General features: G+C 64.7%; 15 protein-coding genes. 1 reads left to right on the plus strand and 14 read right to left on the minus strand.

What is annotated here, in order from left to right; translation table 11 throughout:
• Window positions 1-139: 139 nt before the first annotated feature.
• Entirely contained in the window at window positions 140-280 is a 141-nt protein-coding gene (locus tag MHY23_RS04875) for a hypothetical protein (RefSeq protein WP_239306629.1), read from the plus strand.
• A 964-nt stretch (window positions 281-1244) separates the two neighbouring features.
• Here MHY23_RS04875 and MHY23_RS04880 read toward each other — a convergent pair.
• From MHY23_RS04880 to MHY23_RS04945, 14 genes are all read right to left on the minus strand, one after another.
• Complete coding sequence (locus MHY23_RS04880) at window positions 1245-2633, minus strand: class II 3-deoxy-7-phosphoheptulonate synthase (RefSeq protein ID WP_239306630.1); 1389 nt, start codon at window positions 2631-2633, stop codon at window positions 1245-1247.
• Window positions 2634-2713: 80 nt separating this feature from the next.
• Complete coding sequence (locus MHY23_RS04885) at window positions 2714-3223, minus strand: polyadenylate-specific 3'-exoribonuclease AS (protein WP_239306631.1); 510 nt, start codon at window positions 3221-3223, stop codon at window positions 2714-2716.
• A complete protein-coding gene (locus MHY23_RS04890) occupies window positions 3224-3439 on the minus strand; it encodes a hypothetical protein (protein WP_034998511.1) in 216 nt (71 codons plus the stop codon).
• Complete coding sequence (locus MHY23_RS04895; RefSeq protein ID WP_239306632.1) at window positions 3436-4164, minus strand: 1-acyl-sn-glycerol-3-phosphate acyltransferase; 729 nt, start codon at window positions 4162-4164, stop codon at window positions 3436-3438. Before MHY23_RS04895 ends, MHY23_RS04890 begins: the two co-directional genes overlap by 4 nt.
• Before the next feature lie 14 nt (window positions 4165-4178).
• Window positions 4179-5132, minus strand: coding sequence for an ROK family protein (locus tag MHY23_RS04900; protein ID WP_239306633.1), 954 nt, complete (start codon window positions 5130-5132; stop codon window positions 4179-4181).
• A gap of 11 nt (window positions 5133-5143) precedes the next feature.
• Window positions 5144-6292, minus strand: a complete 1149-nt coding sequence (locus MHY23_RS04905) for a glycosyltransferase family 4 protein (protein WP_239306634.1) — start codon at window positions 6290-6292, stop codon at window positions 5144-5146.
• Complete coding sequence (locus MHY23_RS04910) at window positions 6276-7304, minus strand: NlpC/P60 family protein (RefSeq protein WP_181888754.1); 1029 nt, start codon at window positions 7302-7304, stop codon at window positions 6276-6278. Before MHY23_RS04910 ends, MHY23_RS04905 begins: the two co-directional genes overlap by 17 nt.
• Window positions 7305-7464: 160 nt before the next feature.
• Window positions 7465-8214: a C40 family peptidase gene (locus tag MHY23_RS04915; RefSeq protein WP_338026594.1), complete on the minus strand. Its 750-nt coding sequence runs from the start codon at window positions 8212-8214 to the stop codon at window positions 7465-7467.
• Between the two features lie 540 nt (window positions 8215-8754).
• Complete coding sequence (locus MHY23_RS04920) at window positions 8755-10386, minus strand: cytochrome bc complex cytochrome b subunit (protein WP_239306636.1); 1632 nt, start codon at window positions 10384-10386, stop codon at window positions 8755-8757.
• Window positions 10386-11606, minus strand: a complete 1221-nt coding sequence (locus MHY23_RS04925; protein ID WP_239306637.1) for a ubiquinol-cytochrome c reductase iron-sulfur subunit — start codon at window positions 11604-11606, stop codon at window positions 10386-10388. Before MHY23_RS04925 ends, MHY23_RS04920 begins: the two co-directional genes overlap by 1 nt.
• Window positions 11603-12451 carry a cytochrome c gene (locus tag MHY23_RS04930; RefSeq protein WP_239306638.1) on the minus strand — a complete coding sequence of 283 codons (849 nt, stop codon included), beginning with the start codon at window positions 12449-12451 and terminating at the stop codon, window positions 11603-11605. Before MHY23_RS04930 ends, MHY23_RS04925 begins: the two co-directional genes overlap by 4 nt.
• A 63-nt stretch (window positions 12452-12514) precedes the next feature.
• A complete protein-coding gene (locus tag MHY23_RS04935; protein WP_239306639.1) occupies window positions 12515-13135 on the minus strand; it encodes a heme-copper oxidase subunit III in 621 nt (206 codons plus the stop codon).
• A 405-nt stretch (window positions 13136-13540) separates the two neighbouring features.
• Window positions 13541-13972 carry a cytochrome c oxidase subunit 4 gene (locus MHY23_RS04940; RefSeq protein ID WP_239306640.1) on the minus strand — a complete coding sequence of 144 codons (432 nt, stop codon included), beginning with the start codon at window positions 13970-13972 and terminating at the stop codon, window positions 13541-13543.
• Between the two features lie 18 nt (window positions 13973-13990).
• Entirely contained in the window at window positions 13991-15085 is a 1095-nt protein-coding gene (locus MHY23_RS04945) for a cytochrome c oxidase subunit II (protein ID WP_239306641.1), read from the minus strand.
• Window positions 15086-15368: the final 283 nt, after the last annotated feature.

The following is a 15368-nucleotide window of genomic DNA, read 5'->3' on the forward strand; positions in this document are numbered from 1 at the left end:
CCCCGTTCCTGCGCCAGTCCCGGCCTCTGGCCCGGCACCTGCTCCAGTGCCTGCACCTGCGCCGAGACCGATGCCCCCCGACGCCCCGGATGCCCCCTCCTCCCGCGAATCCGCTTCCCGACGTCCCTCCGTTAACCCCGTGTCGAACCGTTCCCCGTTCGGCGTGGCCCTGTACACCGTCTTCGTCATCATCGCGATCGTCGCCGTGGCACTGGGGGCTTGGTGGTTCGGCTCCGGCATGTACGGCGAAATCCCGGAGGTCATCGTTCCCCAGCCCTAGCCGGGCGACTTCCACTATGCAGCTGCATAGTGGGTACCGGCCAACCGTTGGTACTGGCCGAGTTGTCCGCAATGCGGAGTCCGCAACCCGCGGCCCGTCCCGGCGCTCGCAAGATCTGACAACCGCCCGACATTTCCGCAGGTCGCCACGGGCCGATTCCGGCAAAATGTCAACTTTTGCGAGGGACCACCACCCGTCGCTATGCAGCTGCATAGTGGGCACCGACCAACCATTGGTGCTGGCCAAGTTGTCCGCAACGCGGAGCCCGCAACCAACGCCCCGTCACTATGCAGCTGCATAGTGGGAACCGACCAACCGTTGGTACTGGCCGAGTTGTCCGCAATGCGGAGTCCGCAACCAACGCCCCGTCGCTATGCAGCTGCATAGTGGGAACCGGCCAATCATTGGTGGCGGGTGAGTTGTCCGCAATGCGGAGCCCGCAAGCGCCGACCACCTTCCGGCGCTCGCAAGATCTGACAACTGCCCGACATTTCCGCAGGTCGCCACGGGCCGATTCCGGCAAAATGTCAACTTTTGCGAGGGACCACCACCCGTCACTATGCAGCTGCATAGTGAGAACCGACCAACCATTGGTGCTGGCCGAGTTGTCCGCAATGCGGAGCCCGCAAGCGCCGACCACCTTCCGACTCTCGCAAGATCTGACAACTGCCCGACATTTCCGCAGGTCGCCACGGGCCGATTCCGGCAAAATGTCAACTTTTGCGAGGGACCACCACCCGTCACTATGCAGCTGCATAGTGGGCGCCGACCAACCATTGGTGCTGGCCGAGTTGTCCGCAATGCGGAGTCCGCAAGCAGCGCAATTTTGTACGAATCGACAAAACGCCCCGGGTCTCCATTCCCCCACCTGGGGAAATGCCGGAGCGTTGTCGATTCGTACAAAACCCGCCGGCCCCGAAGGCCCTGGGAAGCCAGCAGAGCACACAAGCGGGCCGACTGAAGACTAGTAGCGCAGCATCTCGGCGACGAGGAAGGACAGCTCGAGGGCCTGCTCGGTGTTGAGTCGGGGGTCGCAGGCGGACTCGTAGCGGCCCGGCAGGTCGACGTCGGTGATGTCCTGGGCGCCGCCGAGGCACTCGGTGACGTTTTCGCCGGTGAGCTCGATGTGGATGCCGCCCGGGTGGGTGCCCAGCTCGCGGTGGACCTCGAAGAAGCCTTGGACCTCGTCGAGGATTTTGTCGAAGTGGCGGGTTTTGTATCCGTTTGAGGAAGTGAAGGTGTTGCCGTGCATCGGGTCGGACTGCCATACCACCTTGTGGCCGGACGCCTCGACGGCCTTCACGATGCCCGGCAGGACCTCGCGGACCTTGTCCTGGCCCATGCGGATGACCATGGTCAGGCGGCCAGGGATGCGGTCCGGATCCAGCTTGTCGGCGTACGAGACGGCCTCCTCCGGGGTGGTGGTCGGGCCGAGTTTGATGCCGATCGGGTTGGAGATCAGGGCGGCGAAGTTGACGTGGAAGTCGTCGATGCCGCGGGTGCGCTCGCCGATCCAGAGTTGGTGCGCGGACAGGTCGTAGAGCCTGGTGTCGCCGTTGGAGTCGGCGGCTAGGCGCAGCATGGCGCGCTCGTAGTCCACAAGCAGTGCCTCGTGGGAGGCGTAGACGTTGGAGGTGCGCAGATTGTCGTCGCGCACGCCGCAGGCGTCCATGAAGGCCAGGGAGCGGGAGATCTCGCGTCCCAAAGCTTCGTAGCGTGCCCCCGCTGGGGAGTTGGTCACGAACTCACGGTTCCAGTCGTTGATGTGGTGCAGGTCGGCGGTGCCGGACGCGGTCAGTGCGCGGACCAGGTTCATCGCCGCAGACGAGTTGGCGTAGGCGCGGACCATGCGGGCCGGGTCGTGGCGGCGGGCCTCCTCGGTGGGCTCGACGCCGTTGACGATGTCGCCGCGGTAGTTGGGCAGGCCGTTCGCGTCCAGGTCGGACGAGCGCGGCTTGGCGTACTGGCCGGCGATGCGGGCCAGCTTTACGACGGGCATAGACGCGCCGTAGGTCAGTACTGCGGCCATCTGCAGCAGGGTGCGGACGTTGGCGCGGATGTGGGGCTCGGTGTTGGACTCGAAGGTCTCTGCGCAATCGCCGCCCTGCAGCATGAACGCCTTGCCGTTAGCGACGTCCGCGAGCTGGGCCTTCAGCTCCTCCACCTCGGGTCCGAGCACAACAGGGGGCACAGACTCGAGGATCTTGCGCACATACTGCGCCTGGTTGGGGTCCCAGGAGGGTTGCTGCTTCGCGTCGCGGGAGAGTGCGTCCTGGAACTGCTCGTTCAGGTCGCCCGGCAGCGGGGGCAGGTCCGGCAGTACGTCTTTGGGGATGTCGATTGTCCAACTCACCCATTTAGTAGTAGCACGAATCCCACCGCACTACAACCCATTTCACCTGCAATTTCCCAAAATGCGAAGAATGAATCTCACTATTTGGACACTGCGCCGGAGGCGTCGATAGGCAATGCCTCCATGCACACGCGGAATTTGCGCAGGTTGTGGCGCGCGTCCACGAGCGCGTCGTGATTGCCGTCCGGCACCTTCGGCAGGCGCGGACGGCCCGCCATCTGCCAATACTGCTTCAGCTCGCGCGTGTAACGCGGCAGGTCCTTGGGCAGGCCCGCCATGTCGCCCCAGAGCTGGGCGAACACCACGTGGTCGTAGGCGCCGACCCACGCCCACAGCTCGGGCTTGCCGCGGCCGGCGGTGAGAAACGCGTGGGCCTCGTCGCGGATCTGCTGCAGCGGCTTCCACGCCGGGTGCGAGGCGCGCGGCAGCTTGCTCAGCACGTTTTCGCGCACCCATTCATTGGCGTTGGAGGCGTTGAACTCCGTGCTCACGGCATAAAACTCGCGGCCGTCCTCGGCGACAATGCCGATGGAGACGAGCTCGATGGTGGAGCCGTCTTCAATAAATTCAGTGTCGTAGAAATACCGCATCTACTTGCGCTGCTCCGACCGGATGTCGTCGAGAAGCTCGCGTCTCGACGGCCCCTTCGGCCCGCCGCCGCGGCGGGGCCAGAACATCACAGCAGCCACCGCCAACACGGCCAGAGGGCCGGCCAGCTTGGGGTACCAGCCTGCCTCGGAGGCGACCAGGTAGATCGCCACAACAACGGCCACCAGCGCGAATCGGATGATCAGGGGTTTGTTCACGGGCGTGCCTCCTCCGGGTACTCCCCCGTCTCCGCCAGCGACTTCTTCACGTCCGAGGCGTAAACATCCACGTAGTCCTCCCCCACCATGTCCGCGAGGCGGTGCATGCAGTAGTCCGTGAACGGGCGCATGACCTCGCGAGATGCGGGGTCGAAGCCGTGCTCGGCCGCCCAGGCGTGCGGGTGGATCTGTTCGGATACCTTGATGCGCACCTTCACCGGCCGCGGGATCGTCGTGCCGATCGGGTTTGCCTTGCCGGAGCCGATCATGCCGATGAGCACGACGGGTGCGCCGGTGGCCATGGCCACGCGCGCCATGCCGGTGCGGCCCTTGTACACGCGCCCGTCCGGGGAGCGGGTGCCCTCCGGGTAGATGCCGAACAGGTCGCCTTTGTCCAGCACGCTTTTCGCCGCGGTCTGCATCGCGGCGCCGGCGTCCTTGGCCCCGCGGTCCACGGGAATTTGGCCGACCGAGGAAAAGAAGAATTTCTGGATGCGCCCGGACAGACCCGTACCGGTGAAGTACTCCTTCTTCGCGGGGAAGGCGATTTGGCGCCGCACCATCAGCGGCAGGTAGAACGAGTCCAGCACGGCCTGGTGGTTGGACGCCAAAATCGCGGCGCCTTCACTGGGGATGTTCTCCGCGCCCTCGATGGTGGGTCGGTTCCACACCAGCAGCGGCGGCCCGAAAATGACCTTGAACAGGGAATACCACTTGTTGTTCATCGTTTACTCGCCTTCTACAGCAGTTCACGGGCCAGATCAGCGACCCCGATCATACCCGCCCGGGATCCCAGCTCAGCGCACAGGATCTCCGGCTGCGGGCGGTAGCCGGCGCCGACGATGTTGGCGGACATGGACGCGCGGGCGTCGTCCAGGTACAGGTCCGCGTCCTCGCTTACGCCGCCGCCGAGGACGATGTGCGCGGGGTCCAGCACGTCGGCCACGATTGCCAGCCCGCGGCCGAGCCAGGTGGAGAAGCTGTCCAGCGCGGCTTGCCCCAGCGGGTCGCCGGCGCGTGCGGCGGCCATGATGTCGTGTCCGCTCGCCCGCTTCTCGACGACCGCCCGGTACACCGCCGAATCCCGAAAGCTGCCCTTGGTGGCAATTTCAATTGCGCAGTCCACAAGCGACGTGCCGGAGGCGTAGCGCTCCAGGCACCCCTGCTTGCCGCAGGAGCACACGCGCCCGCCGGGGACCACGGTGATGTGGCCGAACTCGGGCGCGGTGCCGAACGCGCCGCGGTAGATCTCCCCGTGGTGCATCAGCGTGGCGCCGATGCCGGTGCCGACGGCGAAGAACACCCACGTGTCCAGGTCGCGGCCGGCGCCGTAGCGGTACTCGCCCCAGGCGGCGGAGTTCGCGTCGTGCTCCAGGCGCACCGGAAGGCCCAGCGCCTGCTCGAGGTCGCGGCGCACGGGCTGGTCGTCGCGCCAGGCCAGGTGGGGCGCGAAGCGCACGATCTCGCAGTCCGGGTCCAAAAAGCCCGCCACGGCCACGCCGACTGCCCCGATGTCGTGGGATGCGCGCAGCTCGCCGACCATCTCCACGATCGTGCGGGTGAGCCCCTCCGCGTCGTGCGGTGTGTCGGTGCCGAGCGAATCGACGATCACCCCGTCAGCGTCCACCACTGCTGCGCGTGCGTTCGTGCCGCCGATGTCGAATCCGACGGTCATCGGTGAGTGAGCAACCATGGAATGGCAGTCTAGTCCCGCCGCCCGCGAGCGCCGCATAGCGCAGCCAACCGCGCCCCGAGCACGTCCCAGGAGAAGCGCTCGGTCACATGCGCGCGTCCGGCGCGACCCATCTGGGTGCGCCTTTGGTCGTCGAGAAGCAGCTGCGTAATCGCTTTGGCGACGGCACCCGTGTCTCGGCCGTCCACCACCACCCCCGTTTCCGCGGTGACTGTCTCGGGCGCGCCGCCGGAGTCGCCCGCGACGACGGGCACGCCGCACGCCTGCGCCTCCAGGTAGACGATGCCGAGGCCCTCGACGTCGAGCCCACCGAGGCGGGTGCGCGCGGGCATGGCGAACACGTCCGCGGCCGCCACGATGTCGCGCAGCCGCTCCCCCGGCACCGCGCCCGTGAACACGACGCCCTCGCCCGCCATCGCCTTCAGCTTCCGCTCGTACGGCCCGGAGCCCACGATGACCAGCCGGGCGCCTTTTGCTTGTCGACGAACCTCCGGCCATCCCCGAATCAGCACATCTTGCCCCTTCCTGGCCACCAGCCGCGAGGAGCAGACCACCAGCGGCGCGTCGCCGACGCCGATGAGTTCGCGGGCGGCGGCCCGCTGGGAGGCGGTGGCGGGGCGGAAGAACTCGGTGTCCACGCCGGACGGCAGAGCCACGAACCGGGGGCGGGTGCCCAGCGCGGTCAGGCGCTGTCGCGTGTATTCCGAGATGTAGGTGACGGTGTCGGCGCTGCGGCCGATGGCGGTTAGGGCCTCGCGGGCGACGGGCAGCATGCCCCAGCCGACCTCGTGGCCGTGGGTGGTGGCGATGACGTTGGCGGCGCCGGCGCGCTTCGCGGCAGCGCCCATCAGCGCCAGCGGTGCGGCGGCGCCGAACCACACCGTGCCGATGCCGTGCTCGCGGATAAGACGCTGCATCTCGCGGCTTGTGGCCGGGGTGGGCAGCATGACGCGGCGCGGCCAGCGCACCACGGTGTACGGCGCGGTCGCGTCCCACTCGCGGGCCGCGTCGGCGTCTTGGGTGGAGGCGAACACCACGAGGTTGTCGGGGCCGAGGCGGTTCGCGAGTTCGGCGGCGAAGTCCCGCAAATACGACTGAATCCCGCCCACTGTGGGCGGGAAGTCGTTGGTGACCAGCAGCGTCTTAATAGCGAACTGCACCCTGGACCGGCATGGAGTTCAGCGGCACCACCTGGATCGGGATGCCGTAGTCCGAGGAGTGGACCACCATGCCATCGCCGATGTACATGCCCACGTGGGTCACGCCCGGGTAGTAGCCGATGATGTCGCCCGGCTGCAGGGCGTCCATGGACACCGGAGTGCCGCCGGCGAGCTGCGCCTGCGAGGTGCGCGGGATGCCGATGCCGTTCTGGGCGTAGGCCCACACCATCAGGCCGGAGCAGTCGAACGCATCCGGGCCGGCAGCGCCCCAGCCGTACGGCTTGCCCAGCTGCGCCATGGCCGCGGCGACGATACCGGAGTCCACACCCGGCAGGGACGCGGAATCCACCGGGTTGTCCTTGTTCATCCACCGCTGGCGGTCCGCCTCGTTCAGGCTGTCCACGCGGCGCTCAATGTCGGCGACGCGCAGATCCAACTCCTCGCGCTCCTCTTCCAGCTTCTTGCGCTTGCCGTCCAGCTCGTTGCGGGCGTGCTGCGCTTCTGCCACCGCGATGCTGGCCACGCTCGCGCGCTCGCCGGCGGCGCGGTTGGCGTCCTCCAGCTCCGTCAGCGCGCGCTGCGAGTTCCGGCCCAATGCGGCCAGGTACGCGGACCGGTCGATCGCCTCCTGCGGGTTGCCGGAATCCAGGGTGGTCAAAAGCGCGTCCGACTTCGGCATGCGGTAACGCGAATGCGCGATGTCGCCGACGTTCTTGCGCTGCGCGTCCGACACTCCGCGCAAGGACTCGAGCTGGGACTTCGCCTCAGCGGCGCGGGCGTTCGCCGAACGCAGCTTCGCCTCGGACTCGGTGATCTCGTCCTCCAGCTCCTTGATCTCCTCCGCCTTCGCCGTGGCGTCGTGGGAGACGGACTCCATCTCCTCGATCAACGCGTCCACGTCGTCCGCATGTGCGGGGGCCGCGGGAAACACCGTTGTGGCGATGACGCTGCCGGCGACAGTGGCCGCGACGGCGGCGCGGGAGCGGTTGGGGCGGAGGGAGTGCTTACCCACGGTGGACACCTCTTCAGATTTCTGCACGAACGAACAAACTATAGCTGCTCCCGTGGCCGTCGCCAAGCAAAATGCTCAACGTGTGATTTGAGTGAATACTGAGGTGAGAGAGAAAAAATGCCCCGTCCGCACAATGCGGGACGGGGCACAGAGTCTGCTCTTAGAAGCGGACCACGGAGTGGATCGGCATCATGTGCAGATCGCGGTAGCCGACCGGGATGCCGGAGTTCAGCGCGTCGATGATCTGGCCGTTGCCAGCGTAGATGGCAACGTGGGAAGCGCCGCCGTAGTAGGCGACGATGTCGCCCGGCTGAATGTCGCTCAGCGCGACCTGCTGGCCGGCAGACGCCTGTGCCTGGGAGGTGCGCGGGATGGACTTGCCGGCCTGCGCGTAAACCCAGGAGGTGAAGCCGGAGCAGTCGAAGGCGTTCGGGCCCGCAGCGCCGTAGACGTACGGGGAGCCGATCTTGGACTGCGCGATGGAAACGATGCGCTCGCCAATAGACGGCTCCGGAGCCGGAGCGGCAACCGGTGCGGAGTAGGTCTGCTGGACCGGTGCCTGAGCCGGAGCCGCCGGGCGGACCTGCTGCTCGACGTTAGCGAGGAACTGGGTGAAGCCCGGAACGTTGGCCACGCCCGGCATTGCCTTCACAGAGGCAATGGCGTTCTGGACGTTACCGCTGGCCGGTGCGCCTGCGAGCGACGGGATCCAAGCGTCGATGCCCGGGATGGATGCGATGCCCGGGACATTCTCGATGCCCGGAACCTGGACGGAAACCGGAGTGTTGGGAACACGGACCTCTGCTGCGGAGGCGGCGGCCGGCGCGACCAGAGCGGCGCCCGCTGCGACGGCTACGGTAGCCGCTGCTGCGCGTGCTGCGGTGTTGTCCTGGCGACGGTGCTTTGCCACGATAGTTTTCTCCATATCTTCTCTTCGCCAACCGAGTTAGCTGTCGGGCCGGGCGTTGAGAAAAGACCCTGCGCCCCACGGGAGCTTCTGGCTCCACTGCGGTTCCCCGGTCCCCATGGCGTACGGTCCGCGGATTCGGACCGCCGCTTCGGGTGTCGGCTCATATGTTGTTTTCGGTACATGCTGCCAACGGCTGTTGTCGCAATGTCTCGAACAGGTTACGAAACGGCAACAACGGTGTCCACCCGCCACGCCGTTACAGTTCCGTTATCAACAAAAATATTGTGTGACACGACCGCCTCTCAGCATGCTTTAACGTCCTCTCAGGGACGCAGAACAAGACAGTTTTCCACGCGTACGCTGGCGTTTTTTGAGTGGCGCTCAGCCCGCGCGACTTCACTCAAGGTTTGCACGCAGACACAACCTTAAATCTCCTGTGGTCTTTGTCACATGGCCTTGTTTACGCGTTTGTAACAAAGCAAAACCCCCTCTCCCATAGCCGGGAAAGGGGGTCAGCTTGCGACCGCAAGAGCGCTATTTTTACTCTGCGCTCTCGTGAGTTGCGTCGCGGTCGGAGCGATCCTTCGTCGCCTCGAGCGCACGCATCGTCTCGACGGCCTCGTGGTGCTTCTGCTCCTCAGCGTCGCGCACACGCTCAGTGACGCCGAGCTCCGCCGGGGAGAACTTGCCGATGGTGTCGGAGTCCGCGAAACCGAGCTGGTTCATCTGCTTCGGCACGCGGGCACCTGCATACTCCAGCGGCACCGGGTGGCCGTGCTCGTCCACCGGGCCCAGCGGCTGGTGGATCTCCACGAACGCGCCGTTGGGCAGGCGCTTGATGACGCCGGTCTCGATACCGTGCTCGAGGACCTCGCGGTCAGAGCGCTGCAGGCCGATGCACAGGCGGTAGGTGATGAAGAAGGCCAGCGGCGGCAGCACGATCAAGCCGATACGGCCGACCCAGGTCATCGCATTGAGCGAGATCTGGAAGAAGTGCGCCACGTGGTCGTTACCACCGGAGAGGGTCAGCAACAGGAAGAAAGTCAGGCCCATCACGCCGACGCCGGTACGCACCGGAACATCGCGCGGACGCTGCAGCAGGTTGTGGTGGGCGGTGTCGCCGGTGACCTTCTGCTCGATGAACGGGTAGGTGATCAGCAGCACGACCATCAGGGCACACAACATAGCAACCCAGAATGCGCCCGGGATGGTGTAGTTGCCCAGGTAGAGCTCCCACGCCGGCATGACACGGGCGGCGCCGTCCGTCCACAGCATGTAGATATCCGGCTGGGAACCAGCGGACACCTGGGACGGGTTGTACGGGCCAAGGTTCCAGATCGCGTTGATGGAGGTGAGACCAGCCATGCCAGCCAGCACCGCGAAAACGACCATCATGTAGCCGATAGCTTCGGTTGCGAACACCGGCATGATGCGCACGCCGACGACGTTGTTCTCGGTGCGGCCCGGACCCGGGAACTGGGTGTGCTTCTGGAACCAAACCAGCGCGAGGTGAGCCGCAACCAGGGCGAGGATGATGCCCGGCAGGATCAGCACGTGGAGGATGTAGAAGCGGTCCAGCATCAGGTCGGACGGGAAGTCGCCGCCGAAGATTGCCCAGTGGATCCAGGTGCCGATGATCGGCAGGCCCAGGATGATCGCGGACATGATTCGCAGGCCGACGCCGGAGAGCAGGTCGTCCGGCAGGGAGTAGCCCATGAAGCCCTCGATCATGCCCAGCAGCACCAGAGTGACACCGATGAGCCAGTTGGCCTCACGCGGGCGACGGAACGCGCCGGTGAAGAACACGCGCATCATGTGGGCGAACATCGCCATCATGAACATCAGCGCGGCCCAGTGGTGCATCTGGCGGACAAACAGGCCGCCGCGGACGTCGAAGGAGATATCGAGCGCGGTTGCGTACGCGCGGGACATTTCGACGCCGTTGAGCGGCAGGTACGCACCGTCGTAGATGACCTTCGTGATGGACGGGTCAAAGAACAGTGCCAGGTAGATACCGGTCAGCAGCAGGATGATGAAGCTGTACAGCGCCATCTCACCGAGCATGAAGGACCAGTGGGTCGGGAAGACCTTGTTCAGCTGCGGGCGCAGCACGCCCGAGATTGTGTAGCGCGAATCAACGTTGTCCGCGACTTGCTCAAGTTTAGTGCTCATTAGGACTGACGCTCCCAGAATGCCGGGCCGACGGGCTCAATGAAGTTCCCGTTGGCGATGAGGTAACCGTCTTCGTCAACAGTCACAGGCAGCTGCGGCAGTGCGCGGGCGGCCGGGCCGAAGACCGGCTTGCCGTACTGCAGCGCGTCGAACTGCGACTGGTGGCACGGGCACAGGATGCGGTTGGTCTGAGCCTCGTACAGCGAGGTCGGGCAACCGATGTGCGTGCAGATCTTGGAGTAGGCGTAGTAGTCGCCGTAGTGGAAGTCCTCCTGGCCTTCGCGCTCAACCGCCTTTTGCGCGTCTTTGGAACGCAGGCGGATGAGCATGACCGGGTTACGCGGACCGTGGATCGAGTGCATGTGGTGCTCGTAGACGTCGCGGGTCGGATCGTAATCGTCGCCGTCATTGACGTCCTCCGGGTAGAGCGGGAACACCGTTTCCATTGCGGCTGCCGCGAGGTCCTCCGGGCGCATGCGCACCAGGCGGGACACGCCCGCGGTGGTGTAGTGCGAACCGGTGTCGCCCTCGTGCAGCTCGGCGATGGCACCGGTGTCGCGGCCGAGGTAGACCTTCACGCCCTTGTCCTGGATGGTCCAGCCGTGGGTCCACAGTGTGCCGTCACCGTGGTAGTCCAGTTCGTGGCGGACCTTCCACGGGTTCTTGATCGCGCCGGCGAGGGGGGCGATCACCATCAGGCCGGCGAGGACACCAGCGGTGCCGAGCAGGCCCTTCAGTGCCGAACGACGGCCGAGGGTCGACGTCTCCCATGCGTCGTTCAGCAGCGCGGTGGTGGTGCGGCGGTCCAGCTCGCTGGAACGGCCGTCATGGCGGCGCTGCACTGCAATCTCTTCCGGCACGAACTTCTTCACGTACTGGATGATCGCCACGCCGAGACCGACAAACGCCAAAGCCGCGGTCAGGCCCAGCAGCGGGGTGTAGAGGGTGTAGATAAACAGACCCTCATCGCCGTGGAACTTCGGCTCCCACGGCCAGAACAGGTAAACGCCGAGGAAGGCCAACGCCGAGATGATCGAGATGGTCAGCCAGATACCGATGCCGGCAGCAGCGGACTTCTCGCGCGGATCGCCCTCGACCGGGAAGCGCTCCTTGCGGTACGCCACCGTGACATCGTCGAGCTCGGTGCCCAGGGCAGCCAGCTCCGCATTGCTCATGCGGTCCAGCTCTTCCTTCGTGTAATTCTTCTTCACATCACTCATGAGCGAGATCCAATCCACATAGCAGCGGCAGCGACCAGGGTCACGCCGATGATCCACATCGCCATACCTTCAGAAACCGGGCCTAGGCCACCGAGGGCGTAGCCGCCCGGGGACGGGGTTTCCTTGGTGGACTTGATGAAGGCGATGATGTCCTTCTTCTCGTCAGCGGAGAGCTGACGGTCGGAGAACTTCGGCATGTTCTGCGGACCGGTGAGCATGGCCTGGTAGATCTCCTGCTCGTTGGCCGGATCCAGTGCGGGCGCGTACTTACCGGAGGACAGTGCGCCGCCGCGGCCGGTGAAGCTGTGGCAGGAAGCGCAGTTCAGGCGGAACAGCTCGCCGCCGCGGGCGACGTCGCCTTCCTGGATCTTGCCGTCGTAGTCCTTGCCGCGGAGCTCCTCCATGGCAAGCGAGCCGTCCTCGTTGTACACCAGCTCCGGGCCGCCGCCGTTCGCTGCAACGTAGGCAGCGAGGGCGAGAGCCTGTTCCTCGGTGTAGCGCGGGCGCTTGCGTTCCGCCTGCGCGTCGTTGGACATCATCGGCATACGGCCGGAGTTGACCTGGAAGTACACGGCGCCTTCGCCGGTACCGATGAGCGACGGACCGCGGTCCTGAACGCCCTGCAGGTTTGCGCCGTGGCAGGTGATGCAGGCGACGTCGTAGAGGTCCTTGCCCTCCTGGATCATCGCTTGCTCATCACGGGCCGCCGTTGCCACCTGTGCGTTCGGGGTCAGTGCAGACGCGAGAAGCCCCGCGCCGGTCAACCCCAGCGTCAAGGCCGCAGCGCCAGCGAGCGTGCGCTGCGTCTTGCGTCCCTGGCGCTTCTTCTTGGGTGTGTTTTCCATTGTGTTCCCTTTATCGACTTTTCAGAACTTTTCCGCTCCCCCAGGCATTCACCTGGAAGAGGACTACTGAACGATGTAGATGGTGATGAACACGCCGATCCAGATGGCATCGACGAAGTGCCAGTAGTAGGAAACTGCCATTGCGGCGGTTGCCTGAGCCGGGGTGAACTTCGACTTGGCCACGCGCAGCAGCACCACGATGAACGCGATGATGCCGGCGGTCACGTGAGCCATGTGGAAGCCGGTGATGATGTACACCACCGAACCGAAGACGGAAGACTGCGGCGTAACGCCGGCCGTGACCATCTCGGTCCACTCGAAGGCCACCAGGCCGAGGAAGATGACGCCCAGCACAATGGTCACGGTGAACCACTTGCGCAGGCCGAACACGTCACCCCTCTCGGCGGCGAACACACCGAACTGGGAGGTGAAGGAGGACGCGATCAGCACGGCGGTGATGATTCCGCCGAACACGATGTTGAGATGATCGGTCTGGGTGCTCCAGTCACCGTTAGCGAGGCCGTTTGCGCGCGACGTGAAGTACATCGCGAACAAACCGGCAAAGAACATGAGCTCTTGGGCGAGGAACGCAATCGTGCCCACGCTGACCATGTTCGGACGGTTCAGCGCTGGGACGCGATTCTGCGGCGTCGCCATATCTTGGTTTGTCATTGCGGTCGTCACGGATGAGATTATCCCCTATTTCGTCCTGATATTCATCTCACTCACCCCCGCAGTTTTCCTGTGAACTCGCGCGCAACCAGCACCTTTTCACATGGCCCGTATTGCGGAAAAACTTTTTTCATATCCACGGGAACTTTTCTGCCTCATATCCGACTAGAACGATGCTGGTCATCGCATCGGGTGCACGCCTACCGCCCTACCTCGCAGAATTGGCCGACATTTTTCTGGCCGGCTCTCCCGCCCTCAAAAAGTTCCCCGGTGTGCCTGATCTCACATCTCCCGCGGCTTGCCCGCCCGCGCAAAATGGGGGACAAACTTTCGGATGATCGGACCATTTTCGACCGTCAAACGCAAAAATTCCCCCGCCGCGACCCATCGCGGCGGGGGGAGTTTTCGTTTCAGCGTTTAGTGCTTCTCGCGCGGAATACCGTACTGCAGGCTCAGCATGGTAGTGGCCCAGATCAGGAACACCGCACCAAGGGCGAGCAGCCACAGCTGCCAGAAGGCAATGCCCAAGCCGAGCACGCAGATCGCCATCGCCATCGTGAACGGCCAGATGGAGCTCGGAGAGAAGAAGCCGAGCACGCCGGCGCCGTCTTCGATCTCCGCCTCTTCCCAGTCCTCCGGGACGATGTCCATGCGGCGCTCAGTGATGCTGAGGTAGCCGCCCAGCATGAAGGAGAAGACGGTGGCAAGTACGAGGCCGACCGAGCCGATCCACTCGATACCGAACAGGTACGCGTCCTCGCCGATCCACGTCGTAGCGAGGATGTAGAACACGGCCATCAAAGCAAGGAAGGTGCCGATGGCGTAGAAAACCTTTGATCCAGTTCCCATGGCTTCGCTCTCTCTTTCTTAAACGTTCGCGTTCGGGTCGACAGTGTTGTTGCCGTCGCGGGTCGCATCGCGCTGGGTGACGAACGGACGGGTGGAGGTTGCGTACGGATCCTCGCCGATAGACTTCAGTGCCTCGGAGTTCGGTGCGTCCGGGTTGTCGCGGCGGAACTGGATGTACTGCTCGAACTTCTCCGGGCTCACGGCGCGGACCTCGAAGTTCATCATCGAGTGGTAGGTGCCGCACATCTCGGCGCAACGGCCGACGAATGCGCCTTCCTTCTCAATGCGCTCGATCTGGAACGCGCGCTGCTGCTGGTTGTTCTCCGGGTGCGCGTAGACGTCGCGCTTGAACAGGAACTCCGGAACCCAGAACGCGTGGTTCACGTCGCCGGAGGCGAGGCGGAACTCGATCGCGGTGTCGGTCGGCAGCACCAGCACCGGCACCTCTTCGGTGGAGCCGATGGTCTCAATCTCGTTGAAGTTGAGGTAGGACTGGTCGCCCATGGAGGTGCCGTGAATCGGGTTCGCGTTGTGCATGTCCTCCGGGTCGTACTTGGTTTTCTCGGCGAGCGCCTGACGCTCGGAGTCCAGACCGTCGTAGTCCTTGCCGTCCTCGGTCAGGTCGCCGGCAACGTTGGCGTAGCCGAACTTCCAGTTCCACTGGTAGCCGGTGACGTCCACGGTCACCTTCGGGTCCTTGTCCAGGGCGGTGGTCTTGGTCTGCGCCTGGACGGTGAAGAAGAACAGCACCATCACAATGATGACCGGCAGGATGGTCAGGCCCAGCTCGAGGCCGACGTTGTACTGCAGCTGGCGCGGGAACTCGCCGGCACCCTTCTTGGCGCGAGCCTTACCGTTCCAACGGACGATGGCCATGATGAACAGGCCCCACATGATGATGCCGATAATCCAGGCGGCAAGCCAGGTCCACACCCAGAAGTTGTACATCTGGGTGCCCTCCGGGGTGACCGGGTCCGGCCAGCCCATGTCGAGGATGTTTGCGAGCGCCTCCGGCGCAGCAACGTCACAGCCGGCAAGCCCGAAGCTGCCGAGCAGGAGCGCGCCCGCGACGCCGAGCTTCCTGGCGATACCGCGGTTTACTTCCTTATCCACGTGTGTCTGCCTTCCTGTCCACACTAAAAACACTGAATGCCCATGCTCATGACAGAACATTCTTACGTGGTCAGAATAGTTCATCTCGCCTACCCCGTCGGAATCTCGGAGGGAGGCGCAGCCGCGGGCACCGGGGGAACGTCGATAAGCAAGTGCTTAGCGACGATAACGCTTCGCCAAGCAAACGAACCCGTGAAAAAGTTCATCCATAAGTTGGCCCCCTTATGGGGCACGGCGAAAGTTGGGCGGTTCCGGTTCACGAAAACTGGACGCAAAACCTTAT

Origin of the sequence: Corynebacterium sp. ACRQP (assembly GCF_022345915.1) — a bacterium.
Classification (GTDB): Bacteria; Actinomycetota; Actinomycetes; order Mycobacteriales; family Mycobacteriaceae; genus Corynebacterium; species Corynebacterium lehmanniae.